The organism is Corynebacterium sp. NML 120412 (assembly GCF_002285155.1).
GTDB classification, from domain to species: Bacteria; Actinomycetota; Actinomycetes; order Mycobacteriales; family Mycobacteriaceae; genus Corynebacterium; species Corynebacterium gottingense.
Window position 1 is genome coordinate 1,431,408 of record NZ_NSGL01000001.1, and the last position, 18,553, is coordinate 1,449,960.

The window sequence follows — 18,553 nt, forward strand, 5'->3', positions numbered from 1 at the left end:
ATGTTGCAATTGAGCCGCAGGCAGCTGCTGCAGGCCACGGTGATGGGAGGCGCGACGCTCGCGCTCGCATCCTGTTCCACCGCACCCGTCGACGACATTGATACCTCCGGCCCACCCAAGCAGGGCGGCACGCTGCGCATCGGACTCGTCGGCGGCTCGTCCACGGATACCGTGGACGCGCACGTGCCCACCAGTACGAGCGACGCCGCGCGCGTGATCAATTTGTACGACGCGCTGGCGCGCCGCGACGACGACTACAACCTGGAGTACCGCCTCGCCGAGGCGATCGAGCCAAACGCGGACGCCACCGAATGGACGATCACGCTGCGCGAGGGCGCGCAGTTCTCCGACGGCCGCCCCGTCCGGCCCGAGGACGTCATGTTCTCCTACGACCGCATCCGCGACCCGCAGGACCCGAAGTCCGGCGCGGCCTCGATCTCCCACATCGACAGCATGGAGGTGCTGGACAACCGGCGGCTGCTCATCCGGCTCGCGGTCGCGGACGCCGCGTTGGTCGATTCGCTCGCGGAGTACCAGATGGGCATCGTCCCCGAAGACTACGACCCGGAACACCCAATCGGCGCGGGCCCGTTCACGCTCGAGGACTTTACGGCGGGCCAGTCCACCACACTCGTGCGCAACGACAACTACTGGGCCGGCCCCGCGCACCTGGACGCGGTGCGCATCATCGATTTCCAGGAGGAGGACGCCATGCTCAACGCGCTGCTGTCTTCCCAGGTGGATGCGATCGGCAGCCTCAACCACGCGCTCGCCCGCGTCATCGATGAAGATCCGCGCCTGAGCACGCTCATCTCTGAAACCGGCATGTGGCTGCCGCTGACCATGCGCGTCGACGTCGCTCCGTTTGACGACGTCCGCGTGCGTCAGGCAATGCGCCTCGCGGTGAACCGGCAGCAGATGGTCGACCAGGTCTACTCCGGCCAGGGCCAGCTGGGCAACGACATGTTCGCGCTCTACGACGAGGCCTACCCCCGGGACTTCCCGCAACGAGAACAGGACGTGCAGAAGGCGAAGGAGCTGCTCGCGGAGGCCGGTTACCCGGATGGCATCGAGGTGGACCTGGTCACCTCCGAGATCCAGTCTGGCGCCGTGCGCACCGCCCAGGTCTTCGCCGAGCAGGCCCGCGAGGCAGGCATCACCGTCAACATCCAGCAGGTGGATTCCTCCACGTTCTACGCGTCCGGAAACTACCTGGAATACCCGCTCGCGCAGTCGTTCTGGTACACGCGCAACTTCCTTCAGCAGGTCAACCAGTGTGCCACGGCGGACTCCCCGTTCAACGAGACGCATTGGGTGCGCGAGGACTTCACCCAGCGGGTGCATGAGGCACGCGCGATCGTCGATAAGCCCGAGCGCGAGGCACGCATCCGAGAACTACAGCAAGAGCTTTACGACGAAGGCGGCTACATCATCTGGGGCTTTGCCAACCAGGTCGACGCGTACCACAACTACGTGGTCGGGCTCACGCCGCACCCGAGCGGTGTGCCGCTGTCGCAAGCAATGTTCCACAAAATCTGGCTCGCGGAGGCATAACATCATGGGCAAATTCATTCTGCGCCGACTCGCGGTGAGCATCTTCATCCTCATCGCCGTGTCCGTCATCATCTTCTGTGCCACGCTGCTGCTGCCGGGCTCCCCCGCCACGGCGATCCTCGGCCAGCAAGCCACGCCAGAGCGCATCGCCGCGCTGGAGGCCGAGATGAACCTGGACAAGCCACCGCTGCAGCGCTACTTCATGTGGCTCGGCGGCATCTTCACCGGGGACCTGGGGACCTCGACGTCTACCGGCGGCCCGGTCGCGGACTTGCTCGGCGAGCCGCTGGCCAACTCGCTCGTGCTCATGGTGCTCGCGGCCGTCGTGGCCATCCCAGTTGGCATCCTGGTTGGCATCTACGCCGCCTGGTGGCGCGGCACCAAGCGCGACCAGGCGATCACGTGGGTGACGCTGATCCTCGCCGCCATGCCGGAGTTTGTCATCGGTATCGCGCTGATCACGCTGTTTGCCACCTCCGTGTTCAAGGTGCTCCCGGCGGTCACGATGTCCCCGCCCGGCAGCCACGTCTGGGAGTTCCCGTCCCAGCTCATCCTGCCCACGATCACGCTCGCGCTGGTGGTCAGCCCGTACATCGCGCGCATGACCCGCGCGACGATGGTGGAAACGCTGGACTCCGGCTACGTCGAGATGGCGCGTCTGAAGGGCGTGCCCGAGCGGCGCGTCATCTTCCGCCACGCGCTGCCACACGCGGTCGGGCCGATCGCGCAGGTGGTGGCCATCCAGCTTGCGTGGCTCGCCGGCGGCATCGTCGTCGTAGAGTACCTGTTCCGCTACCCCGGCTTGGGCGTCGCGCTCATCGACGCCGTGAATTACCGCGACGTCCAAGTCGTGCAAGCCGTGTCCCTCCTGATCGCCGCGGTCTACGTCGTGGTGAACCTCATCGCGGACATCGTCAGCATTACGGCCAACCCGAAACTGAGGAGCTAGCAATGACCACACCGAATACCACCGGTGCCCACAGCACCGCAGGCAACGAGCCCGCTGACGAGTTCGAGACGCTCAAGGAATCCGCGTCCAAGCCCGCGCCGGTGCTCGCCCGCATCTGGGCAATCCCCGAGGGCAAGGTCGGGCTCGTCCTCACCTCCCTCATCGTCGTGTGCACCGTCATCGGCTACCTCTTCGCAGAGCAGCTCACCGGCTACTCCTCCACCGAGTTCCTCGGGCTGCCGTTCACCAACGAGGGCGCATTCGGCACCGACAACCTCGGCCGTTCGGTCTTCTCCCGCTTCATCGCCGGCGGCTTGGTCCTGCTAGTCACCGCGTTTTTGGCCACTGCGCTCGGCATGCTCGTCGGCACGCTCATCGGCATGGTCGCCGGCTACGCGGGCGGTTGGGTCGACGCGGTCCTCATGCGTATCAACGACGTCGTGCTCGCCTTCCCGCAGCTCATCTTCGCCATGCTGGCGATCGTCATCTTCGGACCCTCCGCCACAGTCCTCGTGCTGGTGATCGGGCTCACCCACGCGCCGCGCATCGCCCGCGTCGCCCGCGCGTCCACCATGTCGGTGACCAACGAGGACTACATCCGCGCCGCCCAGATGTACTCCATGCCGCACTGGCGCATCCTTCTCCGCGAGATCCTGCCCAACATCACCGGTCCCCTCGCCGTCGAAGCCGGCCTGCGACTCACCTACTCCATCGGCTCCATCGCCTCGCTGTCCTTCCTCGGTCTAGGCATCCAGCCGCCTGCCGCGGACTGGGGCTTGATGATCAACGAGAACCGCATCGCACTCTCGCTCCAGCCCTGGGGCGTCATCTTGCCGGTCGCGGCCATCGCGCTGCTCACCATCGGCACCAACATGCTTGCCGACGCCACCGCGCGCGCCACCGCGTCCACCGCCATGCCCGCGCGCCCCACGCCCGAGCAGCTCGACGCCGCGCGGAAGCCGAAGAACGAGCCCATCCGCCACGACGCACCTACCGCCACCGAGTCCGAGGAGGCCCAACGATGACCACCGCGATCACCACCCCCACCGACGCCGCCGACGCCACCGGCACCGTACTGAGCGTCCGCGACCTGCGCATCCGCGCCAACGACGGCACCGAGATTCTGCACGGCATTGACTTTGAGCTCCATCGCGGCGAGATTGTCGGCTTGGTCGGCGAATCCGGCTCCGGCAAGACCACGGCGGGTCTCGCCGCGCTCGGCCACTGCCGCGAGGGCCTTTCGCTTACCGACGGCACCGTCACCCTCCACACCCGCAACGGCGACACCATCGACGTCCTCGAACTCGGCGAGGACGACTTGCGCCAGCTACGCGGAGCCCGGGTCGCCTACGTCCCCCAAGACCCCGCACTGAGCCTCAACCCCACCATGCGGATCGGCGAGCAGATCTCCGAGGTGCTGGACCAGCACAACTACGACGGGGACGCCACCGCGCGCGTCCGCGAAGTCATGCGGGACGTCGACCTGCCCGACGACGACGCGTACCTCGCGCGCTGGCCCCACCAGCTCTCCGGCGGCCAGCAACAGCGCGTCGGCATCGCGATGGCGTTCGCGATGCACCCCGACGTGCTCGTCCTCGACGAGCCCACCACCGGCCTCGACGTCTCAACCCAGGCGCACGTGCTGGAAACGATCCGCAAGATGACCGTCCGCCACGCCGTCGCCTCGCTCTACATTACGCACGACCTCGCCGTCGTCGCGGAGCTGGTTGACCGCGTCATCGTCATGCTTCGCGGCGACATCGTGGAGGAAGGCCCCGTCCAATCGGTCCTGTACTCCCCGCAGCACCGCTACACCCAGCGGCTGCTCGCCTCCATCCCGGACCTCGCGGGGAAGAAGAACCTCGCCGGGCGCGAGGCGGGCGGCGCGGGCAAGGGTGGCGCGGGGGCGTCGATAAGCAAGGGCCCGGCCCCGCTCCTGCAGGTCCGCAACCTGGAGATGTCCTACGGCGACAACAAGGTGCTCCACGGCATCGACCTCGAGCTCAACGAGGGCGACTCGATCCTGCTGCTTGGCGAGTCCGGGTCGGGCAAAACCACCCTCGCGCGCTCCATCGCGGGGCTGAATCCCGGGTACACCGGCACGGTCGCGCTCGGTGGCGAGGAACTCGCGCACGGTAGCCGCCAGCGCACACTGGACCAGCGCCAGGCGGTGCAGTACATCTTCCAGTCCCCGTTCTCCTCGTTGAACCCGCGGCGCACGATCGGCGAGTCGCTGAGCGTGCCGATGCAGCTGTCGAAGCGCCTGCCCAAGCGCGAGCAGCGCGACGTGGTGTACGAGGTACTCGAGGCCGTGCAGCTCGACCCCAGCTTCTACGACCGCCGGCCCGGCGACCTCTCCGGCGGCGAGCGCCAGCGCGCGGCGATCGGCCGCGCCCTGGTCAACGCCCCGTCCGTGCTCGTGTGCGACGAGGTGACCTCCGCACTCGACGTTTCCGTGCAGGCCTCCATCCTGCGCCTGCTGGCCAAGCTGCGCCGCGAGCGGGGCCTGTCCATGCTCTTTGTCACCCACAACATCGCGCTTGCCCGCCACGTGGCCACGCGGATCGCGGTGCTGAACAAGGGCGTGATCGTGGATGCCGGCACCGTCGACGAGGTCCTGGAGAACCCGCAGCACGACTACACCAAGCACCTGCTCGCGGACGTCCCCTCGCTGTAGCGGCCCGCTAGGCTGGTGGATGATCTGACCCCAGCCTAGGAAGTGAGCCGCCGTGCACTCCTTGCCAGTCCACCCCGCCACCGTCGACCTCAAGCCGCTGCCCCTGCCGCCGCTCGGGCAGACACTCGGGGCATACCGCACCGCACTCTCCGCGGTACTCAGCGAGGAGGATCTCGCCCACGCCACTCGCGTCATCGAGGATTTCGCGCAGGGCGATGGGCCGCTTCTCGACGCCACCCTGCGCGACCGTGCCGCCGCCCGCGAGAAGGAAGGCACGAACTGGCTGCACGACGAGTGGTACGAGGGGTACCTGGAAAACCGGGAGCCACTGCAGCTGAGCACGAACGTCGGGTTCCAGCTCGCGCCCTTCGGCGACGGCACAGGCACGAGCCGGGTTGCCAGCGCCGTGCAACGCATCGCCACTGTGCACCTGCAGGCCGCGGCGCAACAGGTTCCCGAAGACGTTGACGCGCGCGACAACCGCATCACCATGAACCAGTGGTTTGTCTACAACGGCGGCGTCCGCCACCCGAACGTCGACGTGGACGACGTCAATGTATGCGATCGCGACGTCGCGGATCGGGAAATCGGCGTGTTCGTGCGCGGTCGCCTCTTCGCCCTGCCAATCAGCGACTCTGACGGCAACGTCGCGCCGCTTGACCAACTCTCCGCGGCGTTCGACGAGCTGCTGTCCACCGATGAGGCCGCCGACTTCAACGCAGACTTCAACGCTGCGTCGCTGATCGGGTCCGGCCCGCTTGGCGACGCCCTCTCGGGCCTCTTCACGCAGAACCCCGGCACCTACGCGCGCCTCCGCGACCTGTTGTTCACCGTGGACCTCGTGGAGGCCGCGGGCCGCAGCGACGCCGCGCTCCTGGCGGACCTGACGTTCCGCCCGCGCGGCGCTTGGACCTACAAGCCGCTGAGCTACCAGTTCGGGGTGGACAGCCCGTGGACCGCAGTCCACGTCGAGCACAGCTGCCAGGACGGGGCGACTCTGGTCACGGCGCTTACGCGGATGCACAACGCCGACGTCACCGAGTCCGCGTCGTTGACCGCGCTTGCCCCGCAGGAGCTGCGCTGGGAGTTAGACAGCAACATCTCGGACATTGCGCGCGAGGTGCGCTCGTACACCAACATCACCGGCGACGACGCGCAACCGTACACCGCCGAGATCGTCCCCGTAGACATCAACCAACCGGACGACCTACCGTTGAAGTTCAGCCGCGACGCGAGCGCACAGCTCATCCTGTCCATCGCGCAGCAGCTCACCTACGGCCGCGTGCGTGCGGTGTACGAGGCCGTTGACATGCGCGAGTTCCGCGCCGGCCGCACCGAGTGCCTGCGCGCGGCGACCCCCGAGGCGGTCGCCTTCGCCCGCCACCTGGTGGACGGCGATGCCACCCAGGAGCAGCTCGTGGCCGCTGTCGACGCCCACCGCGCGTGGGTGAAGCGTTGCAAGTCCGGTAACGGGTTTGACCGCCACATTCAGATGCTCGAGCGCCTCGACGAACGGTTGCCCCCGGCGGAGTTCTTCACCGACGAGACCACCATCGCGGCGCGCCAGGACTTCCTCTCAACCACCTCGATCGGCGGCGCGGACCAGATCGTGCGGTACGCCTTCGCGCCGACGCTGCCCGAGGGCTTCGGCGTGGCCTACACGCCGCTGCCGAAGGCCACCGAGTACTGCGTGTCCTTCAACGCGGACACCGCGGAGCGGCCCGAAGAGTTTCTCCGTAACCTCACGCGCGCCGCCGAGCTCCTGTTGGAGTTCTGCGCGAACCTCTAGCGGGGCCGCTCGCCGGCTAGGCGCCGGCGAAACCCGTAAACCCCGTGGCGCGGCGCGTCGCCGCCAGCCACTGCTCGAGCTCGCCGGCGTCGAGCCATTGCTCGTACAAGTCGGAGTCGGGCGAGGACATCAGCTCACGGACCTGGTGCTCCAGCCAGCGTCGGTCGCGGAACGAAAATTCAAACGCCAGAGCCTCGTGGAAGTCTTCGGAGGGCAGGTTGCCGTTCATCACGGCAACGAGGGCGACGACGACCTCGGCCTGGCCCGAATCAAGGGGCAGCTCGCGGCAGGCGAAGCGGAACTTATCCATGCGGAACGTGCCATTGGCAAGCTGACGCACGGCGTCGCGCGCGTGGTCATTATCAAACGGCCCATAGTTCCACGTTCCCATGGCCAGTTAGCTTAAGACCGGCTGGTTGCAGGTTGCTTTCCGTAAAGCGAACAATACTTAAACGTCAAGCAATATGTTGGTAATCCGGTTTGCCAACGTGTCTACCTGCTGTGCAAGTTTGTCCTCCGTGCCGTTATTATCCAGCACCACGTCTGCCGCTGCGCGGCGCTCGACGTCCGGGATTTGCCGCGCGATGCGGTTGCGCGCGTCGGCCTCGTCCAGCCCGCGGTGCGCCACCAGGCGCCGCACGCGTTCCTCCGGATTCACGTCGACCACGACGGTCATGTCCATGTCCTGGTCCATGCCGAGCTCCACGAGCAGCGGCATGTCGTATACCGCTGCCCGCTCCCCAGCGGCTTCCAACACGGCGAACCTGCGGGCGGATTCCGCACGGATCGCTGGGTGGGTGATGGCGTTGAGTCGCTGCGTCGCCTCCTCCGAGGCGAATGCGCGGCGGGCCAGTTCCGCCCGGTCCAGCGCGCCGTCCGGTCCCAGCAGGTCGGCGCCGAACTCCTCCGCCACTGCGGCGAGGACGGGCGAGCCGGGTTCCATGTTGTCGCGGGCCACCTGGTCGGCGTCAACGACGGGAAAGCCACGCTGGCGCATAAGCGCCGCGACCGTGGACTTGCCGCTGCCGATGCCGCCGGTCAATCCGATCATGTACATGGGCACCGATGATAGAGCAAAGCGGCCCGCGCCCCGTCGATAAGCGACTGGGTGCGGGCCGCCGTGCGACCTCACATGGAGGATTTAGTTGCCGGTGAGCTTGTCGCGCAGTGCGGCGAGCTGCTCATCCGAAGCCAGGGAGCCCATGGACGACTCTGCCGGCTCCGCTGCCGGAGCTGCAGCGTTGGAGTCGGAAGAGTAGTTTGCCTGGTCTGCTGCCTGGTCGGCGGCCTCTGCGGCTGCGGCGCGGTGACGCTCCACCTGACCGGCGTGCGCCTGGTGGCGACGCTCTGCCTCGGCGTAGCGTGCCTCCCACTCCTGGCGAGCCTCGTCGTAGCCTTCCATCCACTCGTTGGTCTCCGGGTCGAAGCCCTCCGGGAAGATGTAGTTGCCCTGCTCGTCGTAGGAGTCGGCCATGCCGTAGCGGGACGGATCGAACTCCTCGGTGAAGTCCTCGTCAGCCTGCTTGAGGGACAGGGAGATGCGGCGACGGTCCAGGTCGATGTCGATGACCTTGACCATGACCTCTTCGCCCACGTTGACAACCTGGTCCGGCACCTCGACGTGGCGCTGAGCCAGCTCGGAGATGTGGACGAGGCCCTCGATGCCCTCGTCGACGCGAACGAACGCACCGAACGGGACGAGCTTGGTGACCTTGCCCGGGACGATCTGGCCCACGGCGTGGGTGCGTGCGAACACGCGCCACGGATCCTCCTGGGTTGCCTTCAGGGACAGGGACACGCGCTCGCGGTCCAGGTCCACGTCGAGCACCTCGACGGTGACCTCGTCGCCCACGGTGACAACCTCGGACGGGTGGTCGATGTGCTTCCAGGACAGCTCGGACACGTGGACCAGGCCGTCGACGCCGCCAAGGTCGACGAAGGCGCCGAAGTTCACGATGGAGGACACGACGCCCTTGCGGACCTGGCCCTTCTGCAGCTGGTGCAGGAAGTCGGAGCGGACCGCGGACTGGGTCTCCTCCAGGTAGGCGCGGCGGGACAGCACGACGTTGTTGCGGTGCTTGTCCAGCTCGATGATCTTCGCCTCGAGCTCCTGGCCGATGTACGGCTCCAGGTCGCGGACGCGACGCATCTCAACCAGCGATGCCGGCAGGAAGCCGCGCAGGCCGATGTCCAGGATGAGGCCGCCTTTGACAACCTCGATGACCGTACCGGTAACCGGCTGGTCGTTGTTCTGCAGCTCCTCGATGGTGCCCCAAGCACGCTCGTACTGAGCGCGCTTCTTGGACAGAATCAGGCGACCTTCCTTGTCCTCCTTGGTCAGGACAAGCGCGTCGATCTCGTCGCCGACCTCGACAACCTCGTCCGGGTCGACGTCGTGCTTGATGGACAGCTCGCGCGTCGGGATGACGCCTTCGGTCTTGTAGCCGATGTCAAGGAGGACCTCGTCGTGGTCAACCTTGACAACCTTGCCGCTGACGATGTCACCGTCGTTGAAGTACTTGATGGTGGCGTCGACTGCAGCGAGAAATTCCTCAGGGCCACCGATGTCATTGATAGCAACCTGGGGTGCGTTAGTAGTGCGCATAAGTATATGTGCTCCGAAATGAATAGGAGATCGAAATTGGACAGGGGCGCATCTCTCCACCCAGTTCACCTTCCAATGGGGGCTTGACGTGGGAAAGATCTCGCGCGAGGATCGACCCAGGCCCTCCTATTACGGCCGGTGTCGCCCCGATACGTCGATGCGCCCCTGCAAGGGTAGTCCGTTTCACCTGCTTAAGCAAATAATATCCGTCATGCACAATTCCGATCATTCGCTTATCGACGCCACCGTCACCCCCTCCGCGGCAAACCGCCAATTCTGGGACGATGACGCGGCACGCTACCACGCCGATCACGCGGCGTACCTGTCAAGTTTCTACTGGTGCCCGGAGATGCTCCACGAGTCGGAGGCACGCCTCCTCGGCGACCTCGCCGGGCGCAGCGTACTGGAGATCGGGTGCGGCTCCGCCCCGTGCAGCGCGTGGCTTGCTCGCCCCGAGCAAGGCACCGGTTTTGTCACCGGATTCGACATTTCCGCGGGCATGTTGCGCCGCGCGCCCACCGGACTCCCCCTCGCACAAGCGGACGTGCTCGCCCTCCCGTACCGCGACGCCGCCTTCGACGTCGCATTCTCCGCCTTCGGCGCGCTGCCGTTCGTCGCCGACCTCGACGTGGCCCTCTCCGAGATCCGCCGCGTCCTGCGCCCCGGCGCACGCTTCGTCTTCAGCGTCACGCACCCCATGCGCTGGGTCTTCCCCGACGATCCCGTCTCCACCACCGCCGAGATCAGCTACTTCGACCGCGCTTACGAGGAGCGCGACGCCGAGGGCCGATTGACCTACGCGGAATACCACCGCACGTTCGGCGACTGGGTCCGCGCCCTCCGTACAGCGGGACTGCCGCTTGTCGACGTCACCGAGCCAACCTGGCCGCCCACCCTCACAGAAACATGGGGGCAGTGGTCACCGGAGCGCGGCGCACTCTTCCCGGGCACAGCCATCTTCGCTACCCAGGCGGTCTAAGCTTCACTTCCCACACTCTCAGCTTCTCCCCGAACCCAACACCCCCATATAGGGGCACTTGCACCGCTCCTTGAAGTGAGATGACCATTTACCGCTTTTCCGAGAAAATCGACCTATACACAGCCAACTTGCAGGTCAAGATATTTCCACATCGTGAGACTCGTCATAAAATATAAATGCTTCTTCATACCTGAGTTTCACGTAAGGCGAACCCGGCAATTCGCTCACAACATGTTAAACTCGCTCTTGGTTTTCGAAGCTCGCCCCTCTGGTAAGGGAAGACCACTGAGGCGGGAAAAACATCGAAAACCCTTCCCCGCTCACAGGGGGTTTAAGTGAAAAGGGAAGCACAGCGTGGTGGAGGGGGTTCGCCACGCGATCGGGGGGAAGGGGGATGCAGCATTCCCCGGAATGCTGCGCGAGAGGCGGGCACGAGATTAACGGCCCTGGTGCCCGCCTCCTCGTCCCTCAGCGGCGGCTCTGCCCGCAGCTGAGCGTGAAAGGCGCGGGGTGAACTGCACGGAGACGGCACACCCCGCGCTTTTCCGTGTGTTTCCGCGATTTTCCGTGCGTTTAGTGCGCCGCCTCGTTCCAGTTCGTGCCCGTGCCGGCGGAAACCTCGAGCGGCACCAGCAGCGAGATCGCCCCATCCATTTCTCGCTCGACGATCCCGCGCACCTCGTCGAGCTCACCCGCGGCAACCTCGACGACAAGTTCGTCGTGCACTTGGAGCAGCACTCGCGACTGGTAGCCCGCGAGCGCCTTGTCGACGCGGACCATCGCAACCTTAATGATGTCCGCAGCCGTCCCTTGGATCGGCGCGTTGAGCGCCGCGCGCTCCGCGTTCTCGCGCGCGACCCGGTTATCACTGTTCAGCTCAGGCAGGTAGCGGCGGCGGCCGAACAGGGTCGAGGTGTAGCCGTCGCGCCGCGCCTGCTCGACCACCTCATCCAGGTAGCGCTTCACACCGCCGAAGCGCTCGAAGTAGCTCTCCATGATCTGCTTCGCTTCGCCCGCTGAGATGCCCAGCTGGTTCGACAGCCCGTAGGCCGACAGCCCGTACACCAGGCCGTAGCTCATCGCCTTCACGCGTCGGCGCAACTCGGGCGTGACCTGGTCGATCGGCACGTCGAAGACGCGCGAGCCCACGAAGTTGTGGAGGTCCTCCCCCGCCTTGTACGCCTCGATGAGGCCCTCGTCGCGCGACAGGTGCGCCATCACGCGCATCTCAATCTGCGAGTAGTCGGCCGTCAGCAGGCATTCGTAGCCCTCGCCGACCCTGAAGGCGGAGCGGATTTTGCGGCCCGCGTCTGTCCGCACCGGGATGTTTTGCAGGTTCGGGTCCGCGGAGCTGAGCCTGCCTGTCGACGCCACCGTCTGCTTGAACGTCGTGTGAATCCGGCCATCGTCGCCGACCGCCTTGATGAGGCCCTCGATGGTGGACTTCATCTTTTGGTACTCGCGGTGCAGCAGCAGGTAGTCAAGGAACTCGTGCGGGTGCTTCTCCGCCAGCGCCTCGATTTCCGACGCCGCCGTCGAGTACCCCGTCTTCGTCTTCTTCGTCTTCGGCAGCTCGAGCTTGTCAAAGAGCACCACGGAGAGCTGCTTCGGGCTGGACAGGTTGAGCTCGGGCTCGTCGACAAGCTCGCGCGCCTTCTCCTCCACCTGGGTGACCTTGTCGGCGAAGTCCTTGCGCTGCGCCTCGAGCACGTCGCGGTCCACGGCGATGCCGGTGTGTTCCATCTCGGCGAGGATTGGCACCAGCGGGAGTTCCAGGTCCGCGTAGAGCTCGTACTCCGCGATGTCGCGCAGCTGCGTGGTGAGTTCCTCGGCGAGCTCGAGGACGGCCGCGGCGGCGTCGATAAGCGAGGTGTCCTCGAGCAGACTCAACTGGTCCCCACCCACGGTGAGCTGGCGCTGCAGGTGACGCTGGTAGACGTCCTCGAGGCCGTACGTGCGCTGGCCGGGCCGCAGGAGGTAGGCCGCGATCGCCGTGTCGTGCGCGATGCCGCGCAGCTCGATCTCGCGCCCGCGCAGCATGTGGTACGCGCCCTTCGCGTCGTGGAGGTACTTCGGGTCCTCCGACTCCAGCCAGGCTTTGAGCGCCGCGTCCTCGGCCGGGGAAAGCTCGGCAGTGTCTCGCTGGATGCCGTGCCTTTGCTTATCGACGATCCCCAGCCCCGTCACATCACCACCCGCCGGCACAGCGGAACCAGACAGGTACACGGCGAGCCCCTCCCCGCGGCGGGCCTCGAGCCAGGAGTCCAGCGGCTCGTCCGCAATCTCGACGTCCGCGAGCTCCACCGGCGCCTGTTGCTCGGCCGCATCGCCCGCGGTCGGCACGGCCTTAAGCACACGCTCGCGCAGGTTGGCGCCGAACTCCAGGTCATCGAACGCCTTGGAGACCTCCCCCACGTCCGCGGTTGTCAGCGCCAGCTCGTCCGGGCCGACCGGCAGCTCGACGTCCGTGACCATCTGGGTGAGCTCGCGGTTGAGCTGCACCTGCTCGATGCGTTCGCGGAAGTTGTTCCCCGCCACGCCCTTGATCTCTTCGGCGTGCGCGATGAGCTCCGCGAGCGAGCCGTACTTCACGATCCACTTCGTCGCCGTCTTCTCGCCCACCTTCGGCACGCTCGGCAGGTTGTCCGACGGGTCGCCACGCAGCGCCGCGTAGTCCGGGTACTGCTCAGGCGTGAGGCCGTACTTCTTCTCCACCTCTTCCGGGGTGAAGCGGGTGAGCGTGGAGACGCCCCGGGTTGGGTAGAGGACGGTGGTGTGGGCGTCGACAAGCTGCAAATAGTCGCGGTCACCGGTAACGATGACAATTTCGTAGTCGCCGCGCGCCTGGGTGACCAGCGTTGCGACAATGTCGTCGGCCTCGAAGTTCTCCTTCGACAGCGTGACAATCCCCAGTGTGTGCAAGACGTCCTCGATAATCGGCACCTGGCCCTTGAACTCCGGCGGCGCCGACTCGCGCTGCGCCTTGTACTCCGGGAAGCGCTCCGTGCGGAACGTCTTGCGGCCGACGTCGAAAGCTACCGCGACGTGCGTCGGGGCCTCGTCGGCGAGGATGTTGGCAAACATGGAGAGGAAGCCGTACACCGCGTTCGTGTGCTGCCCGCCCGTGGTGGAGAAGTTCTCCGCAGGCAGGGCGTAGAAGGCGCGGAAGGCCATGGAGTGGCCGTCGATGAGCAGGAGGCGTTTTTGATCAGTCACGGTGCACCAGTCTAGCGACCGCCCACGCCACGCAATTTCCAGATCCTCGTGCGCATCCGCTACACTTTTCCGCGAGCCCCAGTAGCCCAATTGGCAGAGGCAACGGATTCAAAACCCGTCCAGTGTGAGTTCGAGTCTCACCTGGGGCACTAAGAACCATACCCCTGTGACTAAGTAAAACCTGGTCACAGGGGTTACTACATAGAAAATAGTGGGTGGAAAAATAGGCAAAACGGGAGTCTTTGCGGTTCTGATGCCGTAACAAGAACCCCGCCTCCGTAACTGTCTTTAGTGCTTGCGGGGGATTGTCTCAATAGGTTCTATAGATGTTTTCATAAGTGTAATTTTATAAGGTTCATCAACCCTATTGAGACGTTCTCTAGCACTATTTTCTGCGTCTCATTTGGCTGCACCCTATCGCGACATTCATCGCCTGGGGCGTTGTCGCTGATCTATAAAGCTTATTACTGCCTCCTGAAATATGTATCACTGGGGCCTTTCGTGACATGGTATCTTTACTTGCGTGAACCTGAACCCCATGGCGCGGCTTAAGTCGGCTCAAACACAGCCGACGATTTCCGTTGAGGATGTTGAACGTGTGCGCCGTCAACGAAGACTTGCGAAAACCGAAGAAGAGTACAGTGACGTACGTTCTCAGATGCGCGATTTAGTTGCTGAGCTTCGTTCAACCCCCGTGCGAAACCCAAAGACCACGAAGATCGCAGGTGTCATCATCCTAATTATTGGGATTATTGTGGGTGCACTTCTCTTCTACAGCGCTTACCTGCTGTGGCCAGATTTCATGGAGTACGTGGAGGAGGAATGGTAAAGAGCAACTCCTCCGGATCCAATGACGGAACCATTACAGAGCGTCAAGCTTTTTTAGGCCTAGTCGGATTCATAGTTGTCGGCTTGGCAATGAGCCTTTATGGTATAGCGCTTATCATTTTAGCTTCCTTGGTAACCCTAGGGTCGATCGCAGTTGGAGTATTTCTTATACTCCGTTCCTCCGAGGAGGGAGATGCCGTGTTTCGAGCAGTTTCGGGTGAGGTTGAGCAGCTTAGCAATGATGCCTCGTTTGATATTGCTGAGGAACTAATCGCCTGGGATAAGCTGAAATACACTAGGGGCATAGGCACGAGAATCGCAGGTCAAGACAGTGACATTGAAGATATATATCGCCGACTTACCAATGCTCGCGAGGAGCTGGCCCAGGCTAATACGCCAGTCCACCGTATAGAAGCCGTTCTCGCCGTCGATTCGGTTCTAGCAATTGCGAAAGAGTTACGTATTTCAGAATAACCTTGGGACTAGGGGCTCTTTCTGTTGTCCACTCAGGCCATCAAAATGGAGGAACTGGCGAACTGGCTGCAACCTCCTGGGCCGAGTAGGGCTTGCGGAATGTTTCGCCACCGGCAACATAAGTACAATGAATCCATGACTCAACCCCAAGAGCTCGAGAGTCCGGGATCGAATTTCACCCAGGTGTTGGAAGCTGCAGCGAAGCTCCCTGGGGTAAGGATGAACAGAGCTACTTACCTCCGCCAAGCCCTCAAGCGTTACTGCACTGAGGCGCAAATCGAGGAAGCAATCAATACCAGCCCGGCAACGGCAGGCATCCCGCTCAAGGTCATTACTGCGATAGCGAACACATCTATTGCCTATGAGACGAGCAAGGTTACTGGCCTCTCGACAATCGCAGGCATCCCTGGCGGCCTGGCGATGGCGGGGACTGTGCCGGCAGATCTTGCGCAGTACATGGGGCATATTCTTCGAATTGTCCAGAAGCTTGCCTATATCTACAGCTGGCCTGATTTATTTGCCGATGATGGCGAAGATGTGGACGAAGCGACCGAGGGCATGTTGGTCCTGTTCGTGGGTGTGATGTTTGGGGTGCAACTCGCTCAAGGTGGAGTGACGCGAGTTGCAGGCATGGTCGCAGCCAATGTCGCTAGGAAACTCCCGCAGAAGGCACTCACCAAGGGAGTGATCTATCCGATCGTGAAAAAGGTTGCGAGCTATCTCGGGGTGAGTATGACTAAGAAAATATTCGCTAACGGAGTAGCTAAGGTCATCCCCGTCGCCGGTGCAGTTCTCTCTGGGAGCCTTACTCTGGGGACGTTCCTCCCGATGTCGAAGCGTCTACAAAAGCACCTCGCAAGTTTAGAATTGACCAAGCCAGGACACCGGACAGAAGAGAAAGAATCCTGACGCTGAAATCATGGCTCTGTAGGCCACTGAGAACCGAAGAAAATTCGGTGTTAGGCAAAGACTTCCAGAATTCGCCTTCTTAATAACGGCGCAAATAACCCGCCTCAGGCTTACTTATCTTCACACCCGCCCACTATCGATTCTGAGCGCGTTCTACTATGAGGTCGGTGGCAAACCAATGAACCAAAGTCACCAAAGCTTAGACTTCCTTGCCCCACAAGATTTCCTCTCGAAGAGGTAATTACTTAACTGCCTAACGGCAGGGGAACCTTATATAGCCTACGGCCTGGTACATCTATTTCTGAGACGTCCGACGTTCCCGAGGAAAAGTGATTCCGGCTTCACAGGGTGAAAAGTTTAAGGCGGTCACGGCGGGACTGCCGGGGGGATGGCGTCGCACACACCGTGACCTAACCCCAGGCCTCATCGGGGGGCGGGGTTCACCTTTGCGACGTGGTCACGAGAAGAAAACTCAGAACGATGGGAAGCAACCTAGCTGGGGTGGTTTTGAAGCAGCTGGGCTCAGAATTATCCGACTTCCCTCTCGGGGGCACGCCTCTCAGGGGCACGCTATGAAGTCTCGAGACATCGTTCCGGGGTATCTCTCCCCGCGATTGTTAGTTCTCGCCTCCCTTAGGAACCCGAAAATCGGGCCTCTGAAACGACATGGATGCGCTGAGAGGCAGGCATCTGCTCACGACAATTTTGAGCCCAACAATGAACTTAGCACCGGAGCCGGGTTTGACAGCCCCTCCCTCAGATCCTGCTTATCGATTGCGACGTACGCCTAGAACCACCTCTAAAGGCATTAGGAGCAACAGCATTTCAGGGAAATCCGCGAGCTACTCGGCTGGTCTCACAACTTAACCGACTAACCGACCAGCAAATCGTAATAACCCTCGAGCACCAAGATGCTTTGTGATCACCCTTGCCTCCCCTCTCAGACCCAGCGGAGCAGCGGCTTCTCCTCTAGGAAAAAGTATCATTAAAGATTGCGCGACGATGACCGCCAAAGTATTCTAATCTTCACAGATCAGAGGAGAAGATTGAGGATGGCTAAACACTTTAGCGTCCATGCATTTGGAAGCGCAATGCTATTTCGTGTTCCTGACGATGCTGATATGGATAAGTTCACTTTAAGTAGCATTAGGAGCAGAAAAGACGTGCAGCGACAACTTGACGATTTTCTAAGAGAACAAGAGTTCGATCCCAATGATTACTACAAGTGGTGATTTGAGGCTAATCGAACCTCGCACCAAAAACCTTGCTTCCCTTTTCATAGTATCCCGTACTGCAGATGACATAGTGCCTCGGACGACAGTATGTTCCACCCTCTTTGTTTAAGGCTCGAACTAACGGAAGTCTTTAAAGCGCTCGACATGCTCGGGCCAGTACTACTCACAAGAACTGCTAGCGTGTGTCAACCAGCCCGACATTGGAGTCATCATCGTCCTGTCGCAACTAATCAATGGGTGAGAGGTCCTTGGGGCCAAAAAGGATTATCGACTGAATGGACGCTTGCTGCAACCGATATTTCAAGCCCTACACGGAAGGAAAATGGCGAGGGGCCACTCGAAGCGACGAGACCTCGGGATCGATGGCGGGCAATGGTGCTGAAGGGGTGCTCTTTTCGCTTAGATTCACGGTTAGTTCTCCCAAGCGTTGGGCGAGCGGAAGGATGTTCACGGGGAAAGTTTGTGACGTTTGCACTGAGTAGCGCAAGAGGCCATCGTCGTTTCTCCAGAACTTCAGGATAATGGCGTCACTATAGGTTCTCTCTTCTGCTTCTATATGATAGGCGATGCGAATTTCATTCGCGTAAGTGTCCAAAAGATTGCACAGGGTCTCAGGGTCAACTCCTCCGTGACGAAGTGACCGGACCGCCAGCAGGTTCACGTATTCGACGAGATCCTCGCCCCAAGTTTTGCTCTCCACTTCACCCGTTTGGGAAAGAATCGCTTCAGATCGCACCGGGCCAAACTGCAGGGGATCTGATTTTTTGGGGTCGCTCCAGACCATCACGGCCCTAACAATGCCATAGCCGTTCGGTAAGTGGACAGAAGAAACCGGTCTGTATCTGCCAAAAGGAACTCCGGTTCAAAATCCCGAGGCATACCGCCGTTGAGCCATCGCAGATATTGCAGAGCTTGAGCGCGCGGATAGCCCCACTGATTGCCTCCAAAAAGCCCACCATGATCCTTATAGCCACGGATTCGAGGGGCCGGAACAAAAGAACCATCAGGGTGGAAGACTTCCACGTCTACAACGGTTCCGTCTCTATTGCTCCGCGTTGTGACATAACCGCGTGTGAAGCGGCCTGACTGGGTGGTTTTGCGTGAAGCCATTTAATAACCTTCTTCTATTAGAGATACATTTCTATTATACCCGTCCCATTAGTGCAGATCCGCGAACTTTTTGAAGGCTTCTCCGATTCGAGATAGTGACGTAGAGAAACTAACGGCACGTCCCAGAAGGCCAGTTGGCGCGTACAGTTTCGACAGCTACCCCCAAACCCGGTGCCATACAAATGACGTACGGAGCAGGTTTACAGTGTCGCAGATACCGCAAAAGGA

Annotated in this window: 15 protein-coding genes and 1 tRNA gene; 10 read left to right on the forward strand and 6 right to left on the reverse strand. The window is 62.4% G+C overall.

Translation table 11 applies throughout. The features are described 5' to 3' along the window. Genes CKJ84_RS06515 through CKJ84_RS06535 form a run of 5 tightly spaced genes read left to right on the forward strand, consistent with a single transcriptional unit; the run spans position 1 to position 6,969 of the window. The gene (locus CKJ84_RS06515; RefSeq protein WP_095278857.1) at positions 1-1,554 is read left to right on the forward strand and encodes an ABC transporter substrate-binding protein; all 1,554 of its coding nucleotides are present in this window, start codon (positions 1-3) and stop codon (positions 1,552-1,554) included. A gap of 4 nt (positions 1,555-1,558) precedes the next feature. Then, positions 1,559-2,503, forward strand: coding sequence for an ABC transporter permease (locus CKJ84_RS06520; protein ID WP_095536481.1), 945 nt, complete (start codon positions 1,559-1,561; stop codon positions 2,501-2,503). 2 nt (positions 2,504-2,505) lie between these two features. Next, on the forward strand, positions 2,506-3,528 hold the full coding sequence (locus tag CKJ84_RS06525) for an ABC transporter permease (RefSeq protein ID WP_095546297.1): 1,023 nt from the start codon (positions 2,506-2,508) through the stop codon (positions 3,526-3,528). Then, on the forward strand, positions 3,525-5,180 hold the full coding sequence (locus CKJ84_RS06530) for an ABC transporter ATP-binding protein (RefSeq protein WP_095546298.1): 1,656 nt from the start codon (positions 3,525-3,527) through the stop codon (positions 5,178-5,180). Before CKJ84_RS06525 ends, CKJ84_RS06530 begins: the two co-directional genes overlap by 4 nt. Before the next feature lie 52 nt (positions 5,181-5,232). Further along, positions 5,233-6,969 carry a choline/carnitine O-acyltransferase gene (locus CKJ84_RS06535; RefSeq protein WP_095546299.1) on the forward strand — a complete coding sequence of 579 codons (1,737 nt, stop codon included), beginning with the start codon at positions 5,233-5,235 and terminating at the stop codon, positions 6,967-6,969. Positions 6,970-6,985: 16 nt separating this feature from the next. On the opposite strand, the gene CKJ84_RS06540 is transcribed toward CKJ84_RS06535, so the two are convergent. From CKJ84_RS06540 to rpsA, 3 genes are all read right to left on the reverse strand, one after another. Beyond that, positions 6,986-7,360, reverse strand: coding sequence for a DUF4259 domain-containing protein (locus CKJ84_RS06540; protein ID WP_095546300.1), 375 nt, complete (start codon positions 7,358-7,360; stop codon positions 6,986-6,988). Between the two features lie 57 nt (positions 7,361-7,417). Next, entirely contained in the window at positions 7,418-8,026 is a 609-nt protein-coding gene (gene coaE / locus CKJ84_RS06545) for a dephospho-CoA kinase (protein ID WP_095546301.1), read from the reverse strand. 84 nt (positions 8,027-8,110) lie between these two features. Continuing rightward, positions 8,111-9,574, reverse strand: coding sequence for a 30S ribosomal protein S1 (rpsA, locus tag CKJ84_RS06550; protein WP_095278821.1), 1,464 nt, complete (start codon positions 9,572-9,574; stop codon positions 8,111-8,113). A gap of 211 nt (positions 9,575-9,785) precedes the next feature. Between rpsA and CKJ84_RS06555 the strand changes: the two genes are divergently transcribed. After that, complete coding sequence (locus CKJ84_RS06555) at positions 9,786-10,553, forward strand: class I SAM-dependent methyltransferase (protein WP_095546302.1); 768 nt, start codon at positions 9,786-9,788, stop codon at positions 10,551-10,553. 573 nt (positions 10,554-11,126) lie between these two features. Here CKJ84_RS06555 and polA read toward each other — a convergent pair. Further along, positions 11,127-13,769, reverse strand: a complete 2,643-nt coding sequence (polA, locus tag CKJ84_RS06560) for a DNA polymerase I (RefSeq protein ID WP_095546303.1) — start codon at positions 13,767-13,769, stop codon at positions 11,127-11,129. Between the two features lie 75 nt (positions 13,770-13,844). Between polA and CKJ84_RS06565 the strand changes: the two genes are divergently transcribed. From CKJ84_RS06565 to CKJ84_RS06580, 4 genes are all read left to right on the forward strand, one after another. Continuing rightward, a tRNA-Leu gene (locus tag CKJ84_RS06565) sits at positions 13,845-13,918 on the forward strand. A gap of 374 nt (positions 13,919-14,292) precedes the next feature. Next, positions 14,293-14,598: a hypothetical protein gene (locus CKJ84_RS06570; RefSeq protein ID WP_095546304.1), complete on the forward strand. Its 306-nt coding sequence runs from the start codon at positions 14,293-14,295 to the stop codon at positions 14,596-14,598. Beyond that, entirely contained in the window at positions 14,592-15,071 is a 480-nt protein-coding gene (locus CKJ84_RS06575; protein WP_095546305.1) for a hypothetical protein, read from the forward strand. Before CKJ84_RS06570 ends, CKJ84_RS06575 begins: the two co-directional genes overlap by 7 nt. A 135-nt stretch (positions 15,072-15,206) precedes the next feature. After that, positions 15,207-15,980, forward strand: a complete 774-nt coding sequence (locus CKJ84_RS06580) for a hypothetical protein (protein ID WP_095546306.1) — start codon at positions 15,207-15,209, stop codon at positions 15,978-15,980. 1,542 nt (positions 15,981-17,522) lie between these two features. Here CKJ84_RS06580 and CKJ84_RS12055 read toward each other — a convergent pair. Both CKJ84_RS12055 and CKJ84_RS06585 read right to left on the reverse strand, forming a co-directional pair. Continuing rightward, positions 17,523-18,002, reverse strand: a complete 480-nt coding sequence (locus CKJ84_RS12055) for a hypothetical protein (protein ID WP_143340324.1) — start codon at positions 18,000-18,002, stop codon at positions 17,523-17,525. Continuing rightward, complete coding sequence (locus tag CKJ84_RS06585) at positions 17,999-18,325, reverse strand: hypothetical protein (RefSeq protein ID WP_143340325.1); 327 nt, start codon at positions 18,323-18,325, stop codon at positions 17,999-18,001. The genes CKJ84_RS12055 and CKJ84_RS06585 overlap by 4 nt, the downstream gene beginning before the upstream one ends. Positions 18,326-18,553: the final 228 nt, after the last annotated feature.